Annotated in this window: 19 protein-coding genes; 9 read left to right on the top strand and 10 right to left on the bottom strand. The window is 67.5% G+C overall.

The genetic code is table 11. The features are described from left to right. Positions 1-103: 103 nt before the first annotated feature. From ACILR9_RS16475 to ACILR9_RS16460, 4 genes are all read right to left on the bottom strand, one after another. The gene (locus ACILR9_RS16475) at positions 104-643 is read right to left on the bottom strand and encodes a TIGR00645 family protein (RefSeq protein WP_395711032.1); all 540 of its coding nucleotides are present in this window, start codon (positions 641-643) and stop codon (positions 104-106) included. A gap of 2 nt (positions 644-645) precedes the next feature. Then, positions 646-885, bottom strand: a complete 240-nt coding sequence (locus ACILR9_RS16470; protein ID WP_395711031.1) for an Lrp/AsnC ligand binding domain-containing protein — start codon at positions 883-885, stop codon at positions 646-648. 26 nt (positions 886-911) lie between these two features. Beyond that, on the bottom strand, positions 912-2,603 hold the full coding sequence (locus ACILR9_RS16465; RefSeq protein ID WP_395711030.1) for a DEAD/DEAH box helicase: 1,692 nt from the start codon (positions 2,601-2,603) through the stop codon (positions 912-914). A 330-nt stretch (positions 2,604-2,933) separates the two neighbouring features. Next, positions 2,934-3,251, bottom strand: coding sequence for a cupin domain-containing protein (locus tag ACILR9_RS16460; protein ID WP_395711029.1), 318 nt, complete (start codon positions 3,249-3,251; stop codon positions 2,934-2,936). A gap of 99 nt (positions 3,252-3,350) precedes the next feature. Here ACILR9_RS16460 and ACILR9_RS16455 point away from each other — a divergent pair, with 99 nt between their 5' ends. The 3 genes from ACILR9_RS16455 to ACILR9_RS16445 all read left to right on the top strand — a co-directional run bounded on the left by ACILR9_RS16455 (position 3,351) and on the right by ACILR9_RS16445 (position 5,744). After that, entirely contained in the window at positions 3,351-4,790 is a 1,440-nt protein-coding gene (locus ACILR9_RS16455) for an MATE family efflux transporter (protein WP_395711028.1), read from the top strand. Continuing rightward, positions 4,744-5,427: a class I SAM-dependent methyltransferase gene (locus tag ACILR9_RS16450; RefSeq protein WP_395711027.1), complete on the top strand. Its 684-nt coding sequence runs from the start codon at positions 4,744-4,746 to the stop codon at positions 5,425-5,427. The genes ACILR9_RS16455 and ACILR9_RS16450 overlap by 47 nt, the downstream gene beginning before the upstream one ends. A gap of 80 nt (positions 5,428-5,507) precedes the next feature. Then, positions 5,508-5,744 carry a hypothetical protein gene (locus ACILR9_RS16445; RefSeq protein ID WP_395711026.1) on the top strand — a complete coding sequence of 79 codons (237 nt, stop codon included), beginning with the start codon at positions 5,508-5,510 and terminating at the stop codon, positions 5,742-5,744. A 121-nt stretch (positions 5,745-5,865) separates the two neighbouring features. Here ACILR9_RS16445 and ACILR9_RS16440 read toward each other — a convergent pair whose 3' ends face one another. Beyond that, a complete protein-coding gene (locus ACILR9_RS16440) occupies positions 5,866-6,291 on the bottom strand; it encodes a cupin domain-containing protein (RefSeq protein WP_395711025.1) in 426 nt (141 codons plus the stop codon). Positions 6,292-6,517: 226 nt separating this feature from the next. Continuing rightward, the gene (locus ACILR9_RS16435; protein WP_395711024.1) at positions 6,518-10,024 is read right to left on the bottom strand and encodes an FAD-dependent oxidoreductase; all 3,507 of its coding nucleotides are present in this window, start codon (positions 10,022-10,024) and stop codon (positions 6,518-6,520) included. Between the two features lie 146 nt (positions 10,025-10,170). Here ACILR9_RS16435 and ACILR9_RS16430 point away from each other — a divergent pair, with 146 nt between their 5' ends. From ACILR9_RS16430 to ACILR9_RS16415, 4 genes are all read left to right on the top strand, one after another. Beyond that, positions 10,171-11,193 carry a COX15/CtaA family protein gene (locus ACILR9_RS16430; protein ID WP_395711023.1) on the top strand — a complete coding sequence of 341 codons (1,023 nt, stop codon included), beginning with the start codon at positions 10,171-10,173 and terminating at the stop codon, positions 11,191-11,193. Continuing rightward, complete coding sequence (locus ACILR9_RS16425) at positions 11,190-13,523, top strand: peptidoglycan-binding protein (RefSeq protein WP_395711022.1); 2,334 nt, start codon at positions 11,190-11,192, stop codon at positions 13,521-13,523. The genes ACILR9_RS16430 and ACILR9_RS16425 overlap by 4 nt, the downstream gene beginning before the upstream one ends. 212 nt (positions 13,524-13,735) lie before the next feature. After that, entirely contained in the window at positions 13,736-17,800 is a 4,065-nt protein-coding gene (locus tag ACILR9_RS16420; protein ID WP_395711021.1) for a DEAD/DEAH box helicase, read from the top strand. Then, positions 17,797-18,420, top strand: a complete 624-nt coding sequence (locus ACILR9_RS16415; RefSeq protein ID WP_395711020.1) for a LysE family translocator — start codon at positions 17,797-17,799, stop codon at positions 18,418-18,420. The genes ACILR9_RS16420 and ACILR9_RS16415 overlap by 4 nt, the downstream gene beginning before the upstream one ends. Before the next feature lie 211 nt (positions 18,421-18,631). Here ACILR9_RS16415 and ACILR9_RS16410 read toward each other — a convergent pair whose 3' ends face one another. The 4 genes from ACILR9_RS16410 to ACILR9_RS16395 all read right to left on the bottom strand — a co-directional run bounded on the left by ACILR9_RS16410 (position 18,632) and on the right by ACILR9_RS16395 (position 23,360). Further along, positions 18,632-18,931 carry a hypothetical protein gene (locus ACILR9_RS16410; RefSeq protein WP_395711019.1) on the bottom strand — a complete coding sequence of 100 codons (300 nt, stop codon included), beginning with the start codon at positions 18,929-18,931 and terminating at the stop codon, positions 18,632-18,634. A 107-nt stretch (positions 18,932-19,038) separates the two neighbouring features. After that, complete coding sequence (locus tag ACILR9_RS16405; RefSeq protein WP_395711018.1) at positions 19,039-19,887, bottom strand: 4-(cytidine 5'-diphospho)-2-C-methyl-D-erythritol kinase; 849 nt, start codon at positions 19,885-19,887, stop codon at positions 19,039-19,041. 27 nt (positions 19,888-19,914) lie between these two features. After that, positions 19,915-21,699 (bottom strand): tetratricopeptide repeat protein, encoded by a 1,785-nt coding sequence (locus ACILR9_RS16400; RefSeq protein ID WP_395711017.1) that lies wholly within the window; start codon positions 21,697-21,699, stop codon positions 19,915-19,917. Positions 21,700-21,704: 5 nt separating this feature from the next. Further along, on the bottom strand, positions 21,705-23,360 hold the full coding sequence (locus ACILR9_RS16395) for an electron transfer flavoprotein-ubiquinone oxidoreductase (protein WP_395711016.1): 1,656 nt from the start codon (positions 23,358-23,360) through the stop codon (positions 21,705-21,707). 116 nt (positions 23,361-23,476) lie between these two features. Between ACILR9_RS16395 and ACILR9_RS16390 the strand changes: the two genes are divergently transcribed. Together ACILR9_RS16390 and ACILR9_RS16385 are read left to right on the top strand one after the other, a co-directional pair. Further along, positions 23,477-24,544, top strand: a complete 1,068-nt coding sequence (locus ACILR9_RS16390; protein WP_395711015.1) for an alpha/beta fold hydrolase — start codon at positions 23,477-23,479, stop codon at positions 24,542-24,544. Next, complete coding sequence (locus tag ACILR9_RS16385) at positions 24,544-25,419, top strand: uracil-DNA glycosylase family protein (RefSeq protein ID WP_395711014.1); 876 nt, start codon at positions 24,544-24,546, stop codon at positions 25,417-25,419. Before ACILR9_RS16390 ends, ACILR9_RS16385 begins: the two co-directional genes overlap by 1 nt. Positions 25,420-25,488: the final 69 nt, after the last annotated feature.

Below are 25,488 nucleotides of genomic sequence, written 5' to 3'. Positions count from 1 at the left end.
CTCGCCGCAGACCACTCCCCAACTCTCTTTTGACGCCGCTGGCGTCAAAAAACTCTTGTAATCAAGGGGCCGTCCACATACGCGGTCCGGGATAATTGACGGCTCAAGGCCCGCCGTCGACCTTCTTCGCCACTGACAGGCGGTCGATGTAGGTGAGCAGCAGGGCCGACACCACGAACGTCATGTGCATGACCATCAGCACATAGAGCTTGTCGTTGCTCACCGTGTTGGCCTCGAGGAAACGCTGCAGGAGATGGATCGACGAGATCGCCACGATCGAGCTCGCCAGCTTGATCTTGAGTGAGCCGGCATCGAGCTTGCCGAACCAGCTCAGCTTCTCGGTCGTGCTGGTGGAATCGATATGGCTGACGAAGTTCTCGTAGCCCGAGATGATCACCATCACCACCAGGTTGGCGACCATGATGAGGTCGACCAGCGACAGCACCGCCAGCACGAGGTCGCCTTCCTCGACGATCAGGGCGCGCTGGACGAGGTCCCACAGCTTGAAGGGAAACTTGACCACGACGACGCCGAGCACGAACACCAGCCCGATATAGAGCGGCGCCTGCAGCCAGCGGCTGGCCATGATGAGACGTTCGATGCCGACCTCGAGACGCTGGCCGGCATTCCTCTCCTCGGCCATGGTCAGCTGAAGGCCTTGAACGTGATGACGGTGAACGTGTCCTTCACGCCGGGCAGGGTCTGGATGCGGCTGGTCACGAAGTGGCCGATGTCGGACTTGTCGTCGAGATAGCACTTCATCAGCAGGTCGTACTCGCCGGAGGTCGAATAGACCTCCGACACCTGCTCGACGCCGCAGGCATCGTCGGCCACGGCGTACGATTTACCCAGCTCGCATTTCACCATGATGAAGATCGTTTGCATGGCGCCGCCCCGGCTCAGGGGTCAGTCTAGCGCGGCGGCCGGGCGAGGAAGGCCGGAACATGATCGCCCAGCCCCATCGGCGCCCGCTCCTCACGGTCCCGCCGGCTCTCGTGCCGACGCTCGGCGCGATGCTCCGGCCGCCGCTCGCGGCGGTCCTCGCGATGGTCGCGACGGTCTTCGCGACTTTCGCGATAGGGCTCGCGACCTTCGGGCTGACGCTCGCGCGGTGGCCGCTCGGCACGCTGCGCGCGCTCTTCGCCGCCCTGGCCGCGAGGCTCGTGCTGGCGCTCGCCGCGCTTGGGGCGATCGCCGTGCTGCTCGGCGCGATGCCCGCGCTCCTCGGAGCGCCGCGCGCGGCCTTCACCGCGATGACCGCGACTTTCCGGGCGATCGCCGCCATGCTCACCGGCGGGCTGCTCGTGCTCGCCGGCATGCTGGACGCGCTCGACAGGCTCTTCGGTAAGCCTCTCCTCCGGCCGCTCCGATCGCGGTCGCCGCTCCCGGCGCTCGCGCGGCGCGCGGGTCCGCTCGGCGCCACGGCCGCGACCGCGGCCCCGGCCACGACGGCGGCCGTCCGATTCCTCGAAGGCCACGAGCTCGACACCGGGCACCTCGATGCGCGGGATGGCGGTGCCGATCAGCTTCTCGATCGCCTGCACGAGGTCGCCCTCGGACGGCGAGGCGAGCGTGAACGAATGACCCGTCTTGCCGGCCCGGCCGGTGCGGCCGATGCGATGGACGTAGTCCTCCGGCGAGAAGGGAACGTCGAAATTGAAGACATGGCTCATGTCGACGATGTCGAGGCCGCGCGCCGCGACGTCCGACGCCACGAGGATCTGGATCTCGCCCTGCTTGAAGCGTTCGAGCGTCTCCATGCGGGCCGGCTGACTCATGTCGCCGTGCAGGGCGCCGGCATTGAAGCCGTGCTTCTTGAGCGAGCCCTGCAGGATGGCGACGTCGCGCTTGCGGTTGCAGAACACGATGGCGTTCTTGACGTCCTGGCTGCGAATCAGCTGGCGCAGTGCCTCGCGCTTGTCGTCCTCGGGCACGACCGCGAGGCCCTGCACGATGTTGGTGCCGGCCGAGGCCGGCGGCGACACCGCGACCTCCTTCGGGTTGCTGAGGAAGCGGTCGGCCAGCCGCTTGATCTCGGGCGGCATGGTGGCGGAGAAGAACAGGGTCTGGCGCAGCGGCGGCAGCAGGCTGACGATGCGCTCGACATCGGGGATGAATCCCATGTCGAGCATGCGGTCGGCCTCGTCGATCACCAGCACCTTGACGTCGTTCAGCAGGACCTTGCCGCGCTCGAAATGATCGAGCAGGCGGCCGGGTGTGGCGATCAGGACGTCGACGCCGCGCTCCAGCGCCCGCTCCTGATCCTCGAAGCTCACGCCGCCGATCAGCAGCGCCATGTTGAGCTTGTTGTTCTTGCCGTAGATCTCGAAGTTCTCGGCCACCTGGGCGGCCAGCTCGCGCGTCGGCTCAAGGATGAGCGAGCGCGGCATGCGCATCTTGGCGCGGCCCTCGGCGAGGATATCGATCATCGGCAGCACGAAAGAGGCGGTCTTGCCGGTCCCCGTCTGGGCGCAGCCCAGAACGTCACGACCCATCAGCACGATGGGAATGGCCTTTTCCTGGATCGGGGTGGGCTGGGTGTAGCCCTTGTCAGCAACTGCCTGCAGTACCGGGGCGCTCAGCCCCAAACTCTCAAAACTCATTTAGTTTCCGTAACTTAGTCCATTTTTCCGCTGGACTGTGAAAGGGTCTCATCAAGGCCCATGGGCGGGCCGGACCTCTGGCGGCCCTTCATATGACGCTTGCATCTCCCCAAGTCAATGCAGGCTTCCTGCGGGATCGGGTCGCGGCCTGGGCAGCCACCCGTGGGCGGGATGACAGCAATGGTGTCATCCCGAGCGCAGCGAGGACCTTTCCCTTCCTCATCGCATCGCCGAAGACGATGACGCCGAAAAAGTCACAGGCTCTCAGGAGGAGGTTTTTGCTGGGTCTTCGACCAAGGTTTAGCGCCTATCGGCGGCCGCCCCCGGACGTCACGCCTTGAGCTCGATCTCGACGAACACGAACTCGAAGGCGTTGGGATTGATGACGTCGTGCTCGACCCCGATCTGGCGGGCATAGGAGACGCCGGCCCGCAACGGCGCCGGCACCGTCGTCTTGCCGTCGAAGATGTGCAACTCGCCGGTCGTCACCGGGACGACGACATAGTCATGATTGTGGCGGTGCCAGCCGGTATGGCTGCCGGGCGGAAAGCGCCATTCGGTGACGATCACGCGGTCGTTCTCGACCTGCACGGTCGGCTTGGCCAGGGGACGATCTTGGTGGGTCGCGGCGGGCTGCTGGTCGGTCATGACAAAAAGCTAATGGCATGCCGGCCTTTTGTCAGGTGACAGCACAGCGCGGGCTGATACGGTGCATATGCACCCAATTGGAACGGTTGTCCCAGTCCCATGTCCCAGTCCAGTTCCCATCCGCTTCTCACCGCTCCCCTCGGCGTCAGCCTGCTGCGCCTCGCCGGGCCGACGACCGCCGTCATGGTCGCGCAGACCCTGGTCGCGATCGCCGAAACCTATTTCTTCGGCCGACTCGGCACCGACGCCCTGGCAGGCTTCGCCCTGGTTTTTCCGTTCATGATGCTGATGACCATGATGGCGGCCGGCGGCATGGGCGGCGGCGTCGCCGCGGCGACGGCGCGCGCCCTGGGCGCCGGCCGCCTCGACGATGCGCGCGCCCTGGTGCTGCATGCCCTGGTCCTAGGGCTCGGGTTGGCGCTGCTGTTCACGCTCATGGCCTGGACCATCGCGCCCACCTTCTATCGCCTGCTGGGCGGCAGCGGCGCGGCGCTGGCCCACGCCGAAACCTACAGCCACGTGCTGTTCACCGGCGCGGTCGCGGTGTGGGCCAATTTCTTCCTCGCCGCCCTGCTGCGCGGCGGCGGCGATGCCGCAACGCCTGGCCGCTACATGCTGGTCTCCTCGCTGGCTCAGATCCCGCTGTCCGGCGTGCTGGCCCTGGGCATCGGCGACTGGCCGGGCCTCGGCATGGCCGGACCGGCCGTGTCCTCGGTGGCGACCATGGCCGCGGCGGCGCTGCTGCAGGCGCACGCGCTGTGGCGCGGCAAGCTCGGCTTCGTTCCTTCGCTTGCCGGCATCCCGCTGCAGGGCCGGCTGTTTTGGGAGATCCTGCGGGTCGGGCTGATCGCCTCCTTCTCCGCCCTGACCGCCAATCTCACGGCGATGCTGATCACCGGCCTGGTCGGCCGCTTCGGCGTCGCCGCCCTGGCCGGCTACGGCATCGGCGTGCGGCTCGAGTTCATGCTGGTGCCGCTGGCCTTCGGCATCGGCTCGGGCCTCACCACCCTGGTCGGCGTGGCCGCCGGCGCCAACAACTGGAGGCGCGCGGTGCGTGCCGCGTGGTTCGGCGGGTTGGTCGCGTTCGCCCTGATCGGCGCCTTCGGCTGGATCGTCGCCCTGGTTCCCGAGGGCTGGGCCCACCTGTTCACGTCGGACCCCCAGGTGATCGCCGCCACCGTGGGTTACATCACGCACGTGGCGCCGTTCTACTGCCTGTTCGGGCTCGGCATGACCCTGAGCTTTGCCAGCCAGGGCGCCGGCCGCATGAAGGCGCCGTTCTTCGCCGGCATCACCCGCATGGCGGTAGCCACCCTGGGCGGCTGGTTGGCGGTGGACAAGCTCGGCCTCGGTCTCGACGGCGTGTTCACCGCGATCGCGATCGGCATCATTGCCTTCGGCACGCTGATCGCCGGTCCGCTGCTGGTGAAACCCTGGGGACCAAAACGGTCACACGATCGTGCTACGCTTTCACCCAGAACGGGAGGAAGCCATGCAGCGTCCCTCGACGATCGCAACCTGGAACCGCAGCCCCGCTGACGAAGAGGCGATGGGCGCCGCCCATGCGCCGATCTGGCGGCGCATGGTCGATGTCTCGGTACCGCACGATCTCAGCGGCTCGACCATCCTCGACTACGGCTGCAACCAAGGCGGTTTCCTGCGCCTGCTCTACGATCGCCAGCCCTTCAAGTCGGCGGTCGGCCTCGACATCGCCCGCGAATCGGTTGCCCGCGCCGAGTTGCTGAAGGGACACCGGCCGATCGAATACAGGGTCGCCGACAGCGCAGCCGGCCTGGGACGCGCCTTCGATTTCGCCTTCAGCCACGAAGTGCTCTACCTGCTGCCCGACCTTGCCCAGCATGCCCTCGACTTGAGGGCGGCCCTGCGCGTCGGCGGCGCCTATGTGGCGGCCATGGGTTGCCATACCGACAGCGCCGTATGGCCGCGCTGGCGCCGGCTCATCTCCGAGACCTCGTCGATCCCGATCTACGATCACTCGCTGGATTGCGTCGCCCGGATCTTCACCGAGCAGGGCTTTTCCGTGACGGTGCGCCCGCTCGATCTCGATGCCTTCATGCCGGTGACGGTGGGCAGCGCCTATTTCCCCAGGATCGTCGACCAGCTGCGCTACTACAGCCAGGACAAGGTTCTGTTCCGCTTCGTGCGCAAACCCTAGGCACGGATTCCGGGAATCCTGGCCGTAACCTTGGGCCGGCCGCCCCGTTCTCCCTCGGCTGACAACCGAGGAGCATTGCCATGGACGACAAGCCGAAGAACGACAATCGCATCGAAGGCGAAGGCAGCTACAGCGGCACGCGCGACTACAACCAGGCGACCGCCGAGTTCATCAAGAAGGGCAAGGTCGACAAGGCCGCGCAGGAGGCCAGGCGCGCCGTCGATTCGGTCGAAGCGGCCGAGCTGAAGGTGGCCGAGGAAAAGGGCAAGCAGGGCGATCCGCGCAAGATGGACAAGGGTACGGGGCGGTCTGAGTAGCTGAAACCAAAGGTCCCTCGCTACGCTCGGGATGACATCATTGGTGTCGCTACGCGCACCCTGTCATCCCGAGCAGGCGCTTGCGAAGCAAGCGCCGTAAGCGAGGGACCTTTCCTCGCCCTCAGCTCGCCGCCGCGGGCTCCACCACCGGGTAGCCGCCGACCACTTTCCTGCCGTCGACATAGGTCGAGATGCGGTCGGGATTGGCGTGGATGCCGAGCAGGCGCATCGGCTTGTCGCCGACCGTGCTGAAACTGTGCGGGATGTCGGCCGGCAGCGCGACGCAGTCGCCCGCCGTCAGGCGGGTCGGGTTGGCCTCGCCGCCCTGCAGCCAGACGTCGGCTTCGCCCTCGATGATGAACAAAAGCTCGACGTAGGGATGCCAGTGCATCGGCGCCACGTAGCCGGGCGCCGAGGTCTGGATGCCGGTACGGACCGGCGTGTCACCGTCGGCGACCAGCGGATGGTAGAAGGCCAGCGGCCCGAACTCGAGGCGCGAGGACTGGGCCAGCTTGCCGACCTTGAGCGTGTGCAACTGAGGCGCCATGGCGGGTCTCCCCTGAGGCTAGGACACGCCATTATCAGGGCCGGCAGCGGTGATGTCATCCAGGCATCCGGCTGCCCTCATGTCATCCTGAGCGCAGCGAAGGATCTCATCGCCGCTGGCCACAGGCGTGTTTTGGCCCTCTGGCGATGAGATCCTTCGCTGCGCTCAGGATGACAAGACGCTCAGGATGACAAGAAGCGCGACAGATCTCTCTAGGCCTGTCCGCTCACGCCGCGCGCTTGCCGAGCTTGCGCAGGGAGCGGTCGATCCACAGGGCGCCGATCTTCTCCTGCACGCCGTTCTGGCGCAGGCGCTGGCGCAGGCAGGTGAAGTCGACCTTGTCGAGCTCCTGGTCCTGGTTGAAGCAGGAGAACACCACCGACTCCTTGCCGGTCACCGGATCCTTGTGGAGCTGCAGGCACTGGGCGCAGATCTCCTTCATCATGCATTGCATGGGCGAGTTGATCGACCCGAGCGCCCGGTGCTTCGGCGACAGGTAGGGCTTCAGCACTTTGTGTCGCGCCAGCCGCACGGCATTCATCATGCCGTCCGAGCCGATGGCGACGATGCGGTCGGTGGCGGAGAACGGGATCGGCTGCTCGCCGAGCTCGCCGGCCGCATAGCGCCGCATCGCCTCGACGATGTTGGCCACCACGGCCTTGTCCTGCGGCCGCCGCGGCGTGAAGCCCGGCGCCTCGTCGCAGCACCACACGACGGCGTCGGCGGCCGCCTCGATCTCCTCGATCTTGTAGCGGTCGCTCACCTTCTTGTAGCCGGCAAAGTACAGCACCTTGCTGCCGGCCTTGAGGAACGCCTGGCCGATCGAGAACAGCACCGCATTGCCGAGCCCGCCGCCCGCCAGCACCACCGTCTCCCCCGGCTCGATCTCGGTCGGCGTGCCGGTCGGGCCCATGACGATCACCGGCTCGCCGGGCTCGAGCAAGGCGCAGAGATCGGACGAGCCGCCCATCTCGAGCGTGATCAGCGACAGGAGGCCCTTGCTCTTGTCGACCCAGGCGCCGGTCAGCGCCAAGCCTTCCATGGTGAGCAGCGTGCCATCGACATGGCGCGAGCGCGCCTCGTAGTTCTGCAGGCGATAGAACTGTCCCGGCTCGAAGTTGCGCGCCGCCGCATGGGCCTCGACCACGACCTCGATGATGGTCGGCGTCAGGCGTTCGACCCGCACCACCTTGGCGCGCCAGTCGCGATTGGCGTGTCCCAGGATCTCGGCCGGAGTGTGCTTTGACGCCGGCAACGACTCCATGCTGCGTGTCAGCACCGGATAGCCCTGCTTGGCGCCGCCCATCGCCTTCACGACATTGCCGGCAAACGACGGATGAAGGTCGCCGAAGAACGACATGAAGCGGCCGTCGGCGGCGCGATACATCAGCACCCGCACCACGTCGGGCTTGGCGACGCGCTCGGGTGTCGCCGGATTGCCCTGCTCGTCGAGGGCGCGAAAATACTTGCCGTCGATGAAGGCGTGCGACGCATCCTCGCGCGCCAGCACGGTGTTGGGCTGTGTGCCGGCGGCCACCAGGATGGAACGCGCCGGCAGGGTCGCCTCGACCTTCGCGCCGTTCTGCTCGCCGGCAACGCGCAGGGCGCAGGCATGACCGTTGCTGTCGATCTCCACGGCGACAGGCGAGAGGCCTTCGGCGAAGCGGATGTCCTCCTCCAGCGCTTTCAGCACTTCCTCGTGGTTCAGCGTATAGGAAGGCGAATCGATCAGGCGGCGCCGATAGGCGATGGTGACACCGCCCCAGCCATTGACCAGCTTGGCGATCTCGGGATCGCGCCCTTCGCGTGTCGCTGTCGCGCGCTCGGCGCGGATGGCCTTGCCGTGGGCGATGAACTCGGCGGCGATGCCGCGCTCCTCCTCGTTCATGGCGGCGAACACTGCCGCCTCGCCGCGCTCTGCGAGCAGCACCTCGTGACGCCGCAGGAATTTCTCGACCTGCAGCGGATAGTAGGCGAGCGACTCGGTGGCGGTGTCGATCGCGGTCAGGCCGCCGCCGATCACCACAACGGGCAGGCGGATCTGCAGGTTGGCGATCGAATCCTTCTTGGCGGCGCCGGTGAGCTGCAAGGCCATCAGGAAGTCCGACGCCGCGCGCACGCCGCGCGCCAGACCGTTGGGCAGGTCGAGCACGGTGGGCTTGCCGGCGCCGGCACACAGCGCGATGTGATCGAAGCCCATCTCGAAAGCGCTCTCGACGGTGACCGTGCCGCCGAAGCGCACGCCGCCGAACATCGAGAACTGCGCCCGCCGCTCGAGCAGCAGCCGCACCATCTTGAGGAAGTTCTTGTCCCAGCGCACCGTGATGCCGTACTCGGCGACGCCGCCGAAGCCCGCCATGGCGCGCTCGCCGAGATCCTCGCGCAGGGTGGCGACATCGCGCACGGCGGCGAAGGGCCGGCGCGTGCCGTCGGCCATCACACCGGACTGCGCCACCGGCAGCGGCTCGATCTTGAGTCCGTCGATGCCGACGACGGCGTGGCCGTCATTCATCAGGTGATGCGCCAGGTTGAAGCCCGCCGGACCCAGCCCGACCACCAGCACGGTGCGCCCTGACGCGGGACGCGGGAGGGGACGGCGGAGGTCGAGCGGGTTCCAGCGCGTCAGCAGGGAATAGATCTCGAAGCCCCACGGCAGGCCGAGCACGTCCTTGAGAGTGCGGGTCTCGATCTGCGGGATGTCGACGGGCTCTTGCTTCTGGTAGATGCACGCCTTCATGCAGTCGTTGCAGATGCGGTGACCGGTGGCAGCGAGCAGAGGATTGTCGACGGCCGCCATAGCGAGCGCGCCGATCGAGAAGCCCTCGCTCTTCAGGAGATTCATCTCCGAGATCTTTTCCTCGAGCGGGCAGCCGGCCAGGATCACGCCGAACGGAGATTTCTGGAAGGCGCCGGTCTTGCGATCCCTGAGCCCGCGCGAGCAGCTGTCCTTGCCCTGGTTGTGGCACCAGATGCAGTAATTCGCGTGATCGAGCGTGCGCATCAGGTCGAAACCCGCGTCGGTCAGTCCGAAGCCGTCGCGATGGCGCAGCATCGGCCGCGGCAGCTTCATGCGCGTGACGCCGTCGACCAATTCCGTCTCGACCGGCACCAGGTGCTCGAAATCGAGCTTGTGCGGGACCTTGAACAGCGGCCCGTCGCGATGACGGCGCTTGCCCTCCGGATGATGCAGCGCCCAGGCCGCATAGCGCGTCAGCGCCTCGATCCGGGGCGAGGGCGAGTCGACCTTGAACTCGGGACCGGTCTCGGCCCGCACGGCCAGCGCGAAGGCGAGCTCCCAAGCCTCGAGGCCGTCGTCGATGTTTGCCGAATGGTCGAGCATGAGGGCGATCTCGGCCATCAGCGCGTTGCCGTCGAGCGCCTGCCCGGCGTCGGCCTTCATCACGCGGGCGACATAGCGCTGCACGAACAGCCGCTTGCAGTCGTAGAGCGGCGCCAGGACGTTGTGATGCTGGCGCAGCGCCGTCGCTTCGTCGGAAACGCCGAACAGGGCGGCGATGAAATCCTCGAGCGGACGCGCCAGCTCGATCAGGAGATTGGACTCGTCCTTCGGTGCGAGTTGATCGGGCACGGCGCGCGCCGCCATCAGGCGGGCGTGCCCTGCGACGTTCGCGTCCCTCAGCCAATCGACAAAGGCGGCGTCCAGGCGGGCAAGACCGTCGCGGTCGTAGAGGTCGTCGAAGTCGAGACCATGGCGCAGCGAAGGCGAGGTCATTGCCAAATATCCGGTTTCTGCAGAAAGGAAGATCGTTCGTACGCGAACCGCTTAAACAAGGCAGGCCGCGAGCGCAAGGCATCGGCCCGCTTCGCGACATTAATGCAGATGACGGCGCACGCCGGTTCACGCATGGTCCGGCCGCCATGCAATCCGCCCCGGTCTCCGTGCGCAATTGGTTGATCGTCGTCGCCGCGATGATCTTCCTCATGATCGTGCTGGGGGCGCTCACGCGGCTGACCGAATCGGGCCTGTCGATGGTCGAATGGCGACCGGTCACCGGCTGGCTGCCGCCGCTCTCCGAGCCGGCTTGGCAGGCCGAGCTGCAGAAATATCTTTCCTCGCCGCAAGGCAGGTTGATCAATCGCGGTTTCGGCGTCGACGACTTCAAGCAGATCTTTTGGCTCGAATATCTTCACCGCCTGTGGGGCCGCCTGATCGGCGTGGTGTTCGCCCTGCCGCTCGCCTGGTTCTGGCTCAGCGGTCGCCTGACGCCGGCGCTGAAGCCGCGCCTGCTGGCGCTGCTGGTGCTGGGCGGGATGCAGGGAGCGCTCGGCTGGGTCATGGTGGCCTCCGGCCTGGTCGATCGCCCGGCGGTCAGCCACTACCGGCTGGCGGGGCATCTCGCGCTCGCCATCGCGCTCTATGCCTACACGGTGTGGCTGATCCTGCAACTCGGTCCACAGCGCGACCGGCATGACGACCCGGCGACGCGCCGGCACTCGACGATCTTGATCCTCTGGCTGTTCGTCGTGCTGATCTGGGGCGCGCTGATGGCCGGCCTGCGTGCCGGCGCCTCGCACAACACGTTCCCGACCATGTCGGGCTACTGGATCCCGCCCGGCCTGTTTGAGCTGTCGCCGTGGTGGGTGAATCTGTTCGAGAACGGCACGACCATCCAGTTCATCCATCGGTGGCTTGCCATCTTGCTGGCGCTGGCGATCCTGTTGCTTGCCTGGCGCACACCGCAAACCGAGACAGTCGCAGCCGGGGCAATGGCCCTGCTCCAGCTCTGCCTCGGAATCGCCACGATCCTGACCGGCGTCGACATTGCGCTCGCCACCACCCATCAGGCCGGTGCAGTCGTGCTGCTGACACTCCTGGTGGTCGTTCGCCATCGCACGACGCCTTCTCGACAGAGCCCGGTCTCGGTTATTCTCAGGCCATGACCGACGGCTCCACATCGCGCATGCGCACCACGAAGTCCGTCGTGCTGGTCGGCACCGCGCTCATCGCGCTCGGCGCGACGACTGGCGTGACGCTGTCGCAGACGCCGGACAAGCCAGCACAACAAGACTCGAGTCCGCCAGCCCAGCCGGCGGCTCCGCCAGTCGTCGACCCGGCGCTCCCCGCTGCCGAGCCGCCGCCGGGGCCGACATCCGCCGAGTTCACCCGCCCGACCGCCGCCCCCGAGCAGGCGACCCCCGCGCCGGCCGGCCCACCGCCGGCGCCGGCGATCGACTGGACGGCGATGCCGATCGACCAGCTTCGCGCCAAGGCGAACGCCAACGACATTCCGGCGATGGAAGAGCTGGCGCGCCGTCTGGTCCAGGGCATCGGCGTGCCGAAGGACCAGCAGGCCGCCGCCGGCTGGATGCTGCGCGCGGCCCAAGGCGGGTCGGCCCAGTCGGCCTTCAATGTCGGGGTGATGTACGAGCGCGGCTTCGTCGTCGAGCGGGATTCGACGCGCGCCGCCGAATGGTACCGCAAGGCGGCCGAGGGCGGCATGGCGATGGCCAAGCACAACCTCGCCCTGATGCTGCGCGAGGGCAAGGGCGTCCCGCGCGACGGCAAGGAAGCGATCGAGCTTTTGCGCTCGGCGGCGCGTCAAGGCATGAGCGCCTCTATGTTCACGCTTGGCGACATCTACGAGCGCGGCGACGTGACGCCGAAGGACCAGGCGATGGCGCTCGCCTGGTTCGCGATCGCCGCCGAGTTCGAAACCCAGGCCAATCGCGGCAGTGACAGCCAGCTGGGCAGGACGGCCGCGCAACGCGCGACGACCCTGAAGCGCATCCTGCTGCCGGGCGAACTGGAGCGGGCGCAGCAGTTCGGCCAAGCCGAATTCAAGGAGATCGTCGCGGCCTTGCAGCCCGCCAAACCGCCGGCCGCGCCGGTGGCGCCAGCGCCGAGTGGGTCGGCCCGGCCACCCTCGCCGGAGGTCGACCCTCCGGGCTGGCCGAAATCGGCCGCCGACCAGATTCGCGCCATCCAGCAGGCCCTGCTCGACCTGAGGCTGGTGCGCGACAAGCCCGACGGCGCCCTGGGACCGGTAACCCGCGCGGCGATCCGATCCTTCCAGCGCAGCGCCAACCTGCGCGAAACCGGCGACCCGACGAAGGAAGTCTATGTCGCCCTGAAGGAAGAGATCGCCCGTCGCGACGGCACGACCGCGGCCAAGACGGAGACCAAGACGAAGCCGGAAGCCGCCACCGAAAGCGCAGCGGCAGACCAGCCCAAGCCGCCGACCGAGCCCGCGGCGCCCTCGGGGCAGACCGACTCCGATCCGCCGGGCTGGCCGAAGACCGCCAACGAGCAGGTGCGCGCCGTCCAGCAGGCGCTGGTCGATCTCAACCTCCTGCGCGTCAGGCCGGATGGCGAGATCGGACCGCAGACACGCAACGCCATCCGCGGCTTCCAGCGCGGCGCCAATCTCAGCGAAACCGGCGAGCCGACCAAGGAGGTCTACGCCGCCCTGCAGAGCGCGATTGCCCGCCGCAACGCCGAGGCTCCCGCTGATTCTACGAAGTGGCCCAAGGACCAGATCGAGCAAGTGAAAGCGATCCAGCAGGCCCTGATCGACCTCAATCTGCTGCGCGACAGGCCGGACGGTGACATCGGGCCGATGACGCGCGACGCCATCCGTGCGTTCCAGCGCAGCGCCAACCTGGACGAAACCGGCGAGCCGACCCGGGATGTCCATGCCGCGCTTCAGCGTGCGGTTGCCCGGCGCAATGCGGAGGGCCCATCCGATCCCGCCGGATGGCCTCGCGACCAGATCGAGCAGGTGAAGGCGATCCAGCAGGGACTGGTCGAGCTCAATCTGCTGCGCGACAAGCCGGACGGCGACATAGGGCCGATGACGCGCGACGCCATCCGTGCGTTCCAGCGCAGCGCCAACCTGCGCGAAACCGGCGAGCCGACGAAGGACGTTTACGCCGCCTTGCAGGAGGCGGTCGCCCGCCGCACCACCGCCGGAGGAACAAAAGCCGGACCCGGTCAGCCGACGGCCGCCGCCATGATTGACCCCGCCGAGACCAAGGTCGATCCCAACGCCTGGCCTGCGGCCACTGCCGAGCAGGTGAGGGCCATTCAGCGGCTGCTGCGCGACCTCAATTTCACGCGCGAGGAGCCGGATGGGCTGCCAGGTCCAATGACCAGCGCTGCGATCCGCGAATACCAGAGCAGCGTCGGCCTGGCGCAGACCGGCGAACCCAGCAGGGAGCTGTTCGAATCGCTGAAGGAGATGCGCAGGCTGACGGGAGGCAAGCCGAACTAGCGCGCGATCTTCTTCGGTCAAGGTGCCAGGAATGTCCACAGCCTGCGACCGTTCCTGAGTGTTATGAATGTACCGAGAGGCCATTTTCTCCGTACCGCCACTCGCTTCCACGTTGCCGACCGTTGTCACCGCCTGAACAAACCAATGCCCTGTCCGACTTGGCTCCTGACGATCTGGCGATCGCGGAGCTGAAAGCGCTCGTGGGCGGGCCCATGACGAGAAGCAATTTTTTCTCGGTCGTGCGCGCCGTCCGGTCGACGGCTCCCGACGGCAAGGCTTGGTCGCTGTCGAAGGTCGACGACAGCATCAGGATGTTGGGCCGCCGGCGCGTGCTCGTCGACGACGGCACTATTGCGTCAGGCTGGCGCGACCCCCTGACGCTCCGCGTCCTCCGCCGGACCGGAGCCGCTTCTGTCGTCGATGCCGTGCGTGGCGCAATGCCCAAGGGCTGGCACGACCAGCCGGGATACGTCCACTGGGCAACGTCGCCCTATTCCGACGTCGAGATGGCGCGCTCGGTCCGGCTGGCCGCTCTCGCCAACGATAGCGCCACGGTCGATCGCCTGATGGCCGTCGCCGGACCCTCCGATCAGCGCCACGGCGGCGGTTTCGGCACGGCCCCGTTGCTGTTGTCCCATTGTCCGCGCGATATCGGCTTCATCGACGGCCTGAGCCCCACCCTGGCCGATCGAGTCGCCGCAGCGCACGTCGAGATGGCGATCGATCATGGTATCTTCGCCGGCCCTGCCGACGCGCTCATCGACACCTTGCTCGAGCGCGATCGGGACTGGGCCGCAGCGCCCCTCCTCGACCGGGCGCTGATGCGCCTCGACATTCTCGGCGAACGCCCCGAAGCGGCGCGCGTCCGCATCGGGCGCATCCGCGGCTTCGACCCGGTCGCGGCCCTGGCGGCCGAAGCGGCTTTGGAGTTCCTGACAAGCTCGGCGGTCGACAGTCTCCGGCAATTTCGCGCGGCACTGACCCAGCATCGCAAGGCAATCGGCCGCAACAAGGCGGCCTTGCCGCGGGAATTCTCGGTCTTCCACCTCCTGGCGCTGTTCGCGGCGAATGATCCAGCGCTGCGCAACCAGATCGCGGCGCTGCGCGACATCATCGGCCAGACTCGATCGATCGTCGCAACTGCTGTCTCCGGCCTCATGGAGCTGGACTCAGCACGCGAAGATCTCGCCAGGAAGTCGACCGACAACCTCGTCCGCCTCTCGGGCCCAACGCGCAACCAGGAGGCGCCGCTCGACGCCGCTGTCGCGACCATGGCGCTCGCCGTGATCGATGCGCCGAAGGTGAGCGCGCGCGAGGATCCGGATTGGCGGGCCATCCAACGCTGGGGCACTTACGCACGCCTGCCCGCACGCATCATCGCGCAAGCCCATGCCGCCGTCCTGGCGAACCCGGGGATCTGGCGGGACGCGCTGGATTCTTTCGGAAGCGGCTACGCCCGCGAGTTCATGAAGATCGTCCCGATCCGGCCTGCATGGGATCGCGCGCTCGACAAGGTGCAGGCGTTCCTCGCCCCGCCGCAGGCCGCCAAGGCCGAAGCGCCTGCGCGGGATCGCCGCCTCATCTTCACGTTCGATTCGGATACGCTGGAGATCGTCCCTCTCGAGCAGATGGCCAAGCGTGACGGCTGGACCACCGGCCGGGCGGTTTCCCTGAAACGCCTCCATCAGCGCGACACCAAGCTCGATTACCTGACGGACGAGGACGTGAAGGTCGTGGGCACGATCTCGAACCGCTATGCCTACTACGAGTCGGGCTACGAGTTCGACGATGTGCGGTCTCCGCCTGCCCTGATCGGCCATCCACGGGTGTTCGATGCCAATGCACCGGATCGGCGGATCGACATCGTCGGCCACCCGGTGGAATTGGTCGTACGGGAGATCGGCGACCACCTGCACATCGAGCTTTCGCATCCCTGCAACACTCCGCAGGTGTTCGTAGAACGCGAAACGCCGACCCGCTGGCGCGTCATCGAGGTGACGCCGGCGATGGTGGAGCTCAACGCCATCCTGGGGCCGCGCGGCCTGGAGGCGCCCAAGGAAGCCCGCGACCGGGTTGTCGCCCTGATCGCGACCGACGGTCCGCGCCTTCCGGTGCGCTCCGAAATCGCCGGCGCGAGCGGCGCGGTCGACACTGGCGACACGACGCCGGTTCTGCAGATCGCGCCACAGGATGGCGATTTCACCGTACGCGCGCTGGTCCGCCCGCTGGGCGAAGACGGACCGACCTATGTTCCAGGCGTGGGGGCGCGCTCGGTGCTCGTGCCGGCGGGCGGCGCGCATCGTCGCGTCAACCGTGACCTCGAGGGAGAGAAGGCCGCACTCGAGGCGGTGGCGACCGCCTGCCCGGCCCTGGCTTCATGGCGCGAGACCGACCATGCATGGCGCATCGAGTCGCTCGACGCCGCGCTGGAGGCGCTGCAGCAGCTGCACGAGTTCAAGGATCCGCTGCGTCTCGAATGGCCGGAGGGCGCGGCGATCAAGCCGACACGCACCATCGCTGCCGGATCGTTGTCCCTGAACATCTCGGCGGGGCGGGACTGGTTCGAGGTGAAAGGCGAGGTGCGCGTCGACGAGGATCTCGTGCTCGACATGGCCGATATCCTTGCCCGGCTCGGCACGTCGCCAAGCCGCTTCATCGCCCTGGACGACGGTCGCTATCTGGCCCTGACGGAAGATCTCAGGCGCCGCCTCGAGGGCTTCGCGGCGGTCACCGAGGCGATCCGCGGCAAGCACCGCATCGCCGCGGCGGGCGTGGGCGCCGTCGAGGAGCTGGTCGGCGCCGCCGGTGCGGTGAAGGCCGATCACCGATGGCATGAGCTGAAGGACAAGCTGGCCGCGGCGGAGCGTTACGAACCGGCGCTTCCGGCCGGGCTCGACGCCGACCTGCGCGACTATCAGCGGCAGGGTTTCGTCTGGCTCGCTCGGCTCAGCCGGCTGGGATTGGGTGCCTGTCTCGCCGACGACATGGGGCTCGGCAAGACCGTGCAGACGCTGGCGCTGTTGTTGAACGACGCCGCCCAGGGACCAAGCCTGGTCGTTGCGCCGACCTCGGTCTGTCACAACTGGATGCTCGAGGCCAACCGGTTCGCGCCCGAGCTCAAGGTGCATATGCTGGCGGCCTCTGCCGATCGTGCCGCCCTGATCGAAGGATTGGCCGCCGGCGACGTCCTGGTGGCGAGCTATGGCCTGCTGCACACCGAGGTCGAGGCGCTGGCCTCGCGCCGCTTCGCCATCGCCGTGTTCGACGAGGCCCAGAGCCTGAAGAACGCCGAGACGCGACGGGCGCAGGCGAGCAGGCGCATCGTCGCCGATTTCCGCCTCGGCCTCTCCGGCACGCCGGTAGAAAATCGGCTGGAGGAGCTGTGGAGCCTGTACGACACGGTCATCCCCGGCCTGTTGGGCTCGCGCGACAGCTTCCATCGGCGCTTTGCCGGCCCGATGGAGAAAGGCCACGCAGGTGGACAGGCCCGCCAGGCCCTGAAGACGCTGGTGCGGCCGTTCCTGCTGCGGCGAACCAAGGCAGCGGTGCTGGCGGAGTTGCCGTCGCGCACCGAGATCACCCTGGAGATCGAGCCGGGCGAGGAGGAGCGCGCCTTCTACGAAGCGCTGCGGCGCAAGGCGCTGGACAACCTGTCGGCAGCGTCGGGCGCCGGCAGCCAGGCGCGCATTCGCATCCTGGCCGAGATCACCCGGCTGCGGCGCGCCGCCTGCAACCCGGCGCTGATCGACGCCGCGGCCGGCCTGGAGAGCGCCAAGCTCACGGCGCTGCTCGATCTGACGGCCGAGCTGATCGCCAACCGGCATCGCGCCCTGGTGTTCAGCCAGTTCACCGGACATCTCGATCTTGTCGAAGCAGCCCTCAAGGACGCCGGCGTGCGCCTGCTGCGCCTCGATGGATCGACGCCCGCCAACGAGCGTGCGCGGCGGGTCGCGGCCTTTCAGGCGGGCGAGGCGGAACTCTTCCTGATCAGCCTCAAGGCCGGCGGCTTCGGGTTGAACCTGACGGGAGCGGACTACGTCATCCATCTCGATCCATGGTGGAACCCGGCCGTCGAGGATCAGGCGACCGATCGCGCCCACAGGATCGGGCAGACGATGCCGGTCACGGTCTACCGCCTGGTGATGAAGGACAGCATCGAGGAGAAGATCCTTGCTCTTCATGCCGAGAAACGCGCGCTATCGGCCGACTTCCTCGACGGCGCGGACCAGGCGGCCACGCTCGACGAAGAAGCGCTGATGACGTTGATACGCGGATGAGCGTCGAACTCTGGTTTGTCTATCTCGTCGCCGCGATCGGCCTGTCGCTGACACCGGGGCCGAACGGGTTGCTGACACTCACGCATGGCGCCTGCTTCGGCTTGCGGCCCACGATCTACACGGTGCTGGGCGGCGGCCTTGGCTTCTTCGTCCTGATCGCGGCGTCCCTTGCCGGCATGGGCGCGCTGCTGGCGGCGTCAGAGCATGCCTTCACGATCGCCAAGTGGAGCGGCGCCTGCTACCTCGTTTATCTCGGCGTCCGGGTGTGGCGCTCGCCGGCCCCCGGCATCGCGCCAGGGTCACAGGGTGCCCTGCCGCAGCGGGCGAACAGGCTGCGCATGTTCAACCAGGGCTTTCTGGTGGCGGTGTCCAACCCGAAGGGGCTGATCTTCTTCGCGGCCTTCCTGCCACAGTTCATCGTTGCGGGAGACTCCTACGTCTTCCAGCTGCTGGTCTTCGGCGGAACGTTCGTCGTGGTCGAGGTGGCTTACGAGTTGCTGCTGGCTGGCATGGCGCAGCGCATCGCCCCGTGGCTGGCCCGCCATGGCCGCTGGTTCAACCGCGCGACAGGCGGCACCTTCATCGGCGTCGGCGCCGTCCTGACCACGGCGAGCCGCTGATCCCGCCGGCCGCCCCGTCGGAGCGTGATCTTTTTCGGCCGAAGCACCAAAAGAAGACCTCACCCCGAGGAGTGGCCGCAGGCCGCGTCTCGAAGGGTGGACTAAAGCACGTCTGTTGCCCACCCTTCGAGACTCCGCGCAATGCGCGGCTCCTCAGGGTGAGGTTTCCACTTGAAGCAACACGCTTTAGGAACAGCCGCTTCTCGTCACGTCACGTTTGATCGGTCTGGTGCCGGCTTTGATGGGCGGATTCTTCCGACGTTCCAGTCCGGGGAGACCGCCCCCTGCCGTCCGCGCTGTCAGCCGGCGGCACATCGCGGACCTGGAGCTCTATGGAATGGGCTCCGGCCAGCGCCTCGAGGGCGCGTGAGCGCTGCTCGATGCTGGGAACCGCGCCTCGGACGTTCACCTCGCCGTGATTGACCTCGAGCGCCACCATGCGGATGTCGACGTTCACGCTGGTCAGCCGATCGAGCAGCTTGGTGCGAATGAGCTCGTCTCGATTGTTCATCGCCGTCTCCTGATTGCCATATCTCCTGTTGGTCTTATCTCCTGTGCTCGTCTCTCCTGCGGCATCAACGCGCTAAACGGGACCGGGGTCGGCAAGGTTCCGCGCTGTCAGGCCGGCGGCGAGACGAACCCGCCGGCGTGGCGCCACCAAGTGTCCGGGACCGCGGCGGCCGCTCGCCGGGCTGCCGCCACCGTATCGTAAAGCGCATAGCAGGTGGCTCCGCTGCCGCTCATGGCAACGTAGCGTGTCCCCTCGCCCCGGCGCAGGAAGGCGAGCACCTCGGCGACGACGGGCTGCAGCGATATCGCCGCCTCGGTGAGATCGTTGCCGCGCTCGGCGAGGACCGCCACGAGATCCGGCACGTCGCGCCAGGCGGGCTGCATCGGGCGGGCGGGAGCGAACGGGCCGCGCCGCGCGGCAAAGACATCGCGCGTCGGCAAGGCGACGCCGGGATTGACCAGCAGGATCGCGAGCGGCGGCAAGGCCGGCGCCGGCTGCAGGCGGTCGCCGATTCCGGTCGCCAGCGCGGTGCGGCCAGCGAGGCACATCGGCACGTCAGCGCCGAGCGCGCCGGCGACCTCCAACAGCGTGTCCTCGGGCAAGGCGAGGCGCCAAAGCTCGGCGAGGACGTGCAAGGCGGCGGCGGCGTCGGCCGAACCGCCGCCCAGGCCGGCCGCGACCGGGATGCGCTTGACGAGGCTGAGCGCGGCGAGCGGCGGCACACCGGCGCGCTCGGCCAGCAGGCGGGCGGCCTTCAAGACAAGATTATCCGCCTCGCCGGCAAGCGCGGCGCTCCCCGGCCCTGTCACCTCGAGCGACAGCCGGTCGCTCCGCTGCGCGTCGACCGTGTCGGCGAGATCGACGAAGGCGACCAGCGAATCGAGCAGATGGTAGCCGTCGGCACGCCGGCCGACGACGTTCAGCCAGAGATTGACCTTGGCGCAGGCCGTCCGCACCGAATGAGCGACCGCAGCCCGGACGCTTCAGCCGCCTTGCTTGCCGTCGGCCGCCTTCTCGTAGACGGTCGGCTTGTCGTTGGCGGCGCTCAGCCCGTTGGCCAGCTTGTCGCGGATCACGGCGATGCGGTCCTTGTCGGGCTTCTGGTGGAGCGCCCGCTCCCACTGGAAGCGCGCCTCGCGGCGGCGGCCGACATGCCAGTAGGCATCGCCGAGATGCTCGGTGATGGTCGCGTCATCACCCTTCTGCTCGGTGGCGCGCTCGAGCCATTCGACGGCCTTGTCGTACTGGCCGAGGCGATAGAACGCCCAGCCGACCGAATCAGTGATGGCGCCGTCGTCGGGGCGAAGCTCGGTGGCGCGCTCCAGCATCTTCATGCCTTCGTCGAGATGCATGCCCTGGTCGATCCAGCTGTAGCCGAGATAGTTCAGGACATGCGGCTGCTCGCGCGACAGCTCGAGCGCCTTCTTCATGTCGAGCTCGGCCTTCGGCCACATCTTGAGGCGCTCGAAGGCGATGCCGCGGCTGAAGAATATCATCCAGTGGCGCTCGTCGGTGTTGCGCAGACGATTGATCACCGTGTCGTAGGCCTGCACGGCTTCGGCATAACGCTCCTTGCCGCGCAGCAAGTCGGCCAGGGTCAGCGCGGCGTCGATGCGCTCCGGCTTCTCGGCCGCCAGGACGCGCAACTTGCTCACCGCATCGTCGAACTTGTCCTGCTGGGCGTCGAGTGCCGCGGCGCGCAGTTTGGCCTGCCAATAGAGCGGCGAGTTCGGCCCGATCTTGGCGAGCGAGGCAACCGCCTTGGGCACGAGCTGGAACTGCTCGTACAGCCCCGCGATCATCAGCCAGGCGAAGTCGTGCTCCGGCTGCAGGCTCGCCGCCATCTGATAGAAGATCAAGGCGACGTCGCCGTTCTGGTTGCGCTGGTCGGAGGCCAGGATGCCGCCGATGTTGAACAGGATGTCGGCGATGCCGGCAGCCGGGCCGGGCGGCTTGGGCATTGGCGCATTGGGACCGATCAGGCCATCGACGACGACGCTGTCGCTGTACTTCTCGCCGTAGGTCTTGAGGATTTCGCTGGCATCCTCCGCCTTGCCGAGGCGGCGCAGCCCCTCGGCGACGGCGATGGTCGTGCGCAATGAATTCTTGTCGAGCTCGATGGCACGCCGGTACTTGGTTTCCGCTGCCGCCTTGTCGCCGGCCATCTCGTCGATCTGGGCTGCGATCACCAGCGCCGGCGCCTCGGCACGCTCGCCGGCAGCGGGTTTCAGCTTGGCGAGGAAGGCGCGGGCTGCCGCGAAATCCTTGTCGCCCGCCTTGAGCCACGCCATGACGTAGTCGCGCAGCGGGCCCATCTGGTTCTCGACGCCGATGCGGCTGAGCTGCTGCTCGGCGGCCTTGTAGTCGCCCTTCTTGATGGCCTGCACCGCCATCACGAGATTGGCGAACCCGTCGTTTGGACGTTTGGACAGGACCTGCGGCGCCAGCTGGGCCGCAGCGTCGATGCGGCCGGCATAGAGACGAAGCCGAAAGGCAGAGTAGACGAGGTCCGGATCGCCGGGCGACAGGGCCAACGCCAGGTCGAACTGATCGGCCGCCGCGTCGTAGTCGTGATCCTGCTCGGCGACGCGCGCGGCGAGATAGCGCCCGCTCAACGTGATCGCCGCAAACTGCGGACCGCGCGGCGCCGCCTGCGGGCGCGCAACCGGCGGCCTGGCCTGCGGCGTGCCGCCCTGCTGGGCAGTGCCGACACCCGGAAGAGCAACGAGCAGAGCTGCCGAAAGCAGCGCTAGGGATGTACGTCGCATGCGGCTCACATGTTGGGATAGTTGGGACCGCCGCCCCCTTCGGGCACGCACCAGTCGATGTTCTGGGCCGGATCCTTGATGTCGCAGGTCTTGCAGTGGACGCAGTTCTGCGCGTTGATCTGGAAGCGCGGCTGTCCGCTGTCGGACGTGACAACCTCGTAAACGCCGGCCGGGCAGTAGCGTTGCGCCGGCTCGGCATAGAGCGGCAGGTTGACCGCGATCGGGATCGACGGATCGCGCAGCTTGAGATGGACCGGCTGGTCCTCCTCGTGATTGGTGTTGGACAGGAACACCGAGGAGAGCTTGTCGAACGACAGCACGCCGTCCGGCTTGGGATACTGGATGGGCTGGAACTCGGCGGCCGGACGCAGCGATTCGTGGTCGGCCTTCTTGTGCCGCAGGGTCCACGGAACTCGGATGCCGAGATCGTGCAGCCACATGTCCATGCCGCCATAGGCCGTGCCCAGCATGGTCCCCCAGCGCAGAGCCGGTTTCACGTTGCGCACCTTGTCGAGGTCCTTCCACAGCCACGACGCCTTGAGCTTCACGGGGTAGGCGATCAGCTCGTCCCCGCCGGTCTTGCCGGCGGCCAGCGCCTCGAACGCCGCTTCGGCCGCCAGCATGCCGCTCTTGATGGCGTTGTGGCTGCCCTTGATGCGCGGCACGTTCACGAATCCCGCGGAGCAGCCGATCAGCGCGCCCCCCGGAAAGATCAGCTTGGGGACGGACTGCACGCCGCCCTCGTTGATGGCGCGCGCGCCGTAGCTCAACCGCTTGCCTCCCTGCAGATACTTGGTGACCTCGGGATGCGTCTTGAAGCGCTGGAACTCGTCGAACGGCGAGACGTAGGGGTTTTCGTAGTTCAGGTGCACGACGAACCCGATGGACACCAGGTTGTCGCCGAAATGGTACATGAAGGAGCCGCCGTCGGTGCCGCTCTCGCTGAGCGGCCAGCCCATCGAGTGAACGACCAGACCCTTCTTGAACCGGGTGGGATCGACCTGCCACAGCTCCTTCAGGCCGATGCCGAACTTCTGCGGGTCGACGCCGTCGCGCAGGTCGAACTTGGCCATCAGCTGCTTGGCGAGCGAGCCGCGCGCGCCTTCGGCGATCAGCGTGTACTTGCCCAGGAGCTCCATGCCCTCGGTATAGGTATCCTTGTGCTTGCCGTCCTTGCCGATGCCCATGTCGCCGGTGGCGACACCGCGCACCGAACCGTCCTCGTTGTAGAGCACCTCGGCGCCGGCGAAGCCCGGGTAGATCTCGACGCCCAGCGCTTCGGCTTGCTGCGCCAGCCAGCGGCAGACATCGCCCAGGCTGACGACGTAGTTGCCGTGATTGTTCATCAGGCGCGGCATCAGGAAGCCCGGGAAACGATAAGAGCCCGTCTTGCTCAGGAAGACGAACTGGTCGTCGGTCACCTGGGTCTCGATCGGCGCGCCCTTCTCCTTCCAATCGGGGATCAGCTCGTTGATGCCGATCGGATCGATCACGGCGCCGGACAGGATATGGGCGCCGACCTCCGAGCCCTTCTCGATCAGGCAGACCGAGACCTCGTGATTGCGCTCTGCCGCGAGCTGCTTGAGACGGATCGCCGCCGACAGCCCGGCCGGGCCGCCGCCAACGATCACAACGTCGTATTCCATCGACTCGCGTGCCATCGCAGTCTCGCTGTGCAATGCCTTTTCCAGATGGACGCGCCGCCGGACGACGACGATCCTGCCTGTTGATAGCCTGTCGGGGACAGGATCGCCACCCGCCGAAAAGGGGAATTCCCATGGCAGAGCTGACCGCAATCGAGAGCAAACTCTTCACGGCGCGTGACTTTAGCCTGGAGTCGGGGCAGTCCCTGCCTGTCCTGGAGCTCGCCTACGAAACCTACGGCACGTTGGCGCCGGGCCGCGACAACGCCATCCTGGTGGTGCACGGCTACACGTCGAGCCATCACGCGGCGGGCCGCAATGCACCGGGCAAGCAAGGCCGCGGCGTTGCCGAAGGCGCCGCCGGCTGGTTCGACGGCCTGATCGGTCCGGGCAAGGCTGTCGACACCGACCGCTATTTCGTCGTCTCGGTGAACGCGCTCGGCTCGGCACACGGCAGCACGGGGCCCAACTGCCCCGATCCGCGCACCGGCAAGCCCTATGGCCCGACCTTCCCCGACATCACCATGCGCGACATCGTGACGGCCGAGAAGCTGCTGGTCGATTCCCTGGGATTGCCCGGCCTGGTGGCGGTGATCGGCCCGTCGATGGGCGGCTTCCAGTCGTTCCAGTGGGCGGCCTCCTATCCCGGGTTCATGAAGGCGATCGTGCCGTCGGTGACCGCGCCGCGCTCGCCGACCGGCCTTGACCGCCTCACGACGCTGCAGGCGCGGCTGGCGAGCGACCCCAACTGGAATGGCGGCTGGTACTACGACAACGGCGGCATCGCGCGCACGCTCGAGGAGCTGCGCTTCGAGACCTTGATGAATTATGGCCAGAACGAGATCCTGGCCGAGACCATGCCCGACCCGAAAGCGCGCGAGGCGGCGATCCGCGCCAACGCCCAGGCGTGGTCGCAGATCTACGACGGCCATTCGATGGTCGTCCTGCGCAAGGCGATCGGCAGCTTCGACATCACGGCCGATTACGCCAAGCTCAGGGACACCAGGGTGCTCTACGTCCAGTCGCCGTCGGACAAGCTGTTCGACATCGCCTTGAGTCCGGGGTACGTCAGCGACATGCGCAAGACGGGCATCGACGTCACCTACGTCGAATTGCCGACCAACAAGGGCCATATGGCAAGCCATGCCGACGCCGCCCTGTGGGCACCCATCCTGGGCGCTTTCCTGAAACGCCTGCCCTGATGCAGACGCTCGCCCGCGAGGACCTGGCCGCGCTCCTGCGATGGTACGTCGAGCAGGGGCTCGACGAGACCATCGGCGAGGAGCCGGTCGACCGGTTTGCCCTGCCGCCGCCGGCCCCCGTGGCCGTGGCGGCCCCCCTGCCGCAAGGCGCGGTGGCGCGTGTCGCGGCCGCTGCGTCGGCTGCACCACCAGCGGCCATGCCCCGGTCCGCCTCGCTGACGTCGCTGCCGACGCGGGCGCCTGTGCCGCTCGAATCGCCGCAGCTCGTCGCCGATGCGCGGACGCTGGCGCAGAACTGCAGCAGCGTGGACGAGCTGGAAGCGGCGATCCGCGCCTTCGAAGGCTGTGCGCTGAAGCGCACCGCCAAGAACACGGTGTTCGCCGACGGCGTTGCAGGCGCACCGGTCATGGTGGTCGGCGAGGCGCCCGGCGCCGACGAGGATCGCCTGGGCAAGCCGTTCGTCGGCGTCAGCGGCCAGCTCATGGACCGCATGTTCGATGCCATCGGCATGAGCCGCCAGCGCGACCTCTACATCACCAACATCATCTTCTGGCGCCCTCCAGGCAATCGCACGCCGACGCCGGCCGAGCAGGCGATCTGCCTTGCCTTCACGCGCCGGCACATCGAGCTGGCGCGGCCCAAAGTGCTGGTGCTGGCTGGCGGCACGTCGGCCAAGGCGATCCTCGATACGACCGAAGGCATCATGCGCCTGCGCGGCAAGTGGACGGCCGTCCAGCTCGACGACGGCAGCACCGTGCCGACGCTGCCGACCTTCCATCCGGCCTATCTGCTGCGCACCCCGGCCAGCAAGCGCCAGAGCTGGATCGATCTGCTGGCCGTGGACATGAGGCTGCGGGAGCTCGGGGTGCGCTGAGCCTTGCAGCTCGGGGCACTATCCGAGAGGGGCATTCTCGCTGTCATCCTGAGCGCAGCGAAGGATCTC

It is taken from the genome of Reyranella sp., assembly GCF_044224635.1.
Taxonomy (GTDB): Bacteria; Pseudomonadota; Alphaproteobacteria; order Reyranellales; family Reyranellaceae; genus Reyranella.
This window is presented reverse-complemented; position numbering and strand designations above follow the sequence as displayed.

Bases quoted from the DNA above. Each gene is read 5' to 3' on its own strand.
- ACILR9_RS16435 (WP_395711024.1), bottom strand. From the start codon at position 10,024: ATGACCTCGCCTTCGCTGCGCCATGGTCTCGACTTCGACGACCTCTAC.
- ACILR9_RS16475 (WP_395711032.1), bottom strand. From the start codon at position 643: ATGGCCGAGGAGAGGAATGCCGGCCAGCGTCTCGAGGTCGGCATCGAA.
- ACILR9_RS16460 (WP_395711029.1), bottom strand. From the start codon at position 3,251: ATGACCGACCAGCAGCCCGCCGCGACCCACCAAGATCGTCCCCTGGCC.
- ACILR9_RS16445 (WP_395711026.1), top strand. From the start codon at position 5,508: ATGGACGACAAGCCGAAGAACGACAATCGCATCGAAGGCGAAGGCAGC.
- ACILR9_RS16395 (WP_395711016.1), bottom strand. From the start codon at position 23,360: ATGGCACGCGAGTCGATGGAATACGACGTTGTGATCGTTGGCGGCGGC.
- ACILR9_RS16415 (WP_395711020.1), top strand. From the start codon at position 17,797: ATGAGCGTCGAACTCTGGTTTGTCTATCTCGTCGCCGCGATCGGCCTG.
- ACILR9_RS16410 (WP_395711019.1), bottom strand. From the start codon at position 18,931: ATGAACAATCGAGACGAGCTCATTCGCACCAAGCTGCTCGATCGGCTG.
- ACILR9_RS16455 (WP_395711028.1), top strand. From the start codon at position 3,351: ATGTCCCAGTCCAGTTCCCATCCGCTTCTCACCGCTCCCCTCGGCGTC.
- ACILR9_RS16430 (WP_395711023.1), top strand. From the start codon at position 10,171: ATGCAATCCGCCCCGGTCTCCGTGCGCAATTGGTTGATCGTCGTCGCC.
- ACILR9_RS16390 (WP_395711015.1), top strand. From the start codon at position 23,477: ATGGCAGAGCTGACCGCAATCGAGAGCAAACTCTTCACGGCGCGTGAC.
- ACILR9_RS16425 (WP_395711022.1), top strand. From the start codon at position 11,190: ATGACCGACGGCTCCACATCGCGCATGCGCACCACGAAGTCCGTCGTG.
- ACILR9_RS16465 (WP_395711030.1), bottom strand. From the start codon at position 2,603: ATGAGTTTTGAGAGTTTGGGGCTGAGCGCCCCGGTACTGCAGGCAGTT.
- ACILR9_RS16385 (WP_395711014.1), top strand. From the start codon at position 24,544: ATGCAGACGCTCGCCCGCGAGGACCTGGCCGCGCTCCTGCGATGGTAC.
- ACILR9_RS16450 (WP_395711027.1), top strand. From the start codon at position 4,744: ATGCAGCGTCCCTCGACGATCGCAACCTGGAACCGCAGCCCCGCTGAC.
- ACILR9_RS16470 (WP_395711031.1), bottom strand. From the start codon at position 885: ATGCAAACGATCTTCATCATGGTGAAATGCGAGCTGGGTAAATCGTAC.
- ACILR9_RS16420 (WP_395711021.1), top strand. From the start codon at position 13,736: ATGACGAGAAGCAATTTTTTCTCGGTCGTGCGCGCCGTCCGGTCGACG.
- ACILR9_RS16440 (WP_395711025.1), bottom strand. From the start codon at position 6,291: ATGGCGCCTCAGTTGCACACGCTCAAGGTCGGCAAGCTGGCCCAGTCC.
- ACILR9_RS16400 (WP_395711017.1), bottom strand. From the start codon at position 21,699: ATGCGACGTACATCCCTAGCGCTGCTTTCGGCAGCTCTGCTCGTTGCT.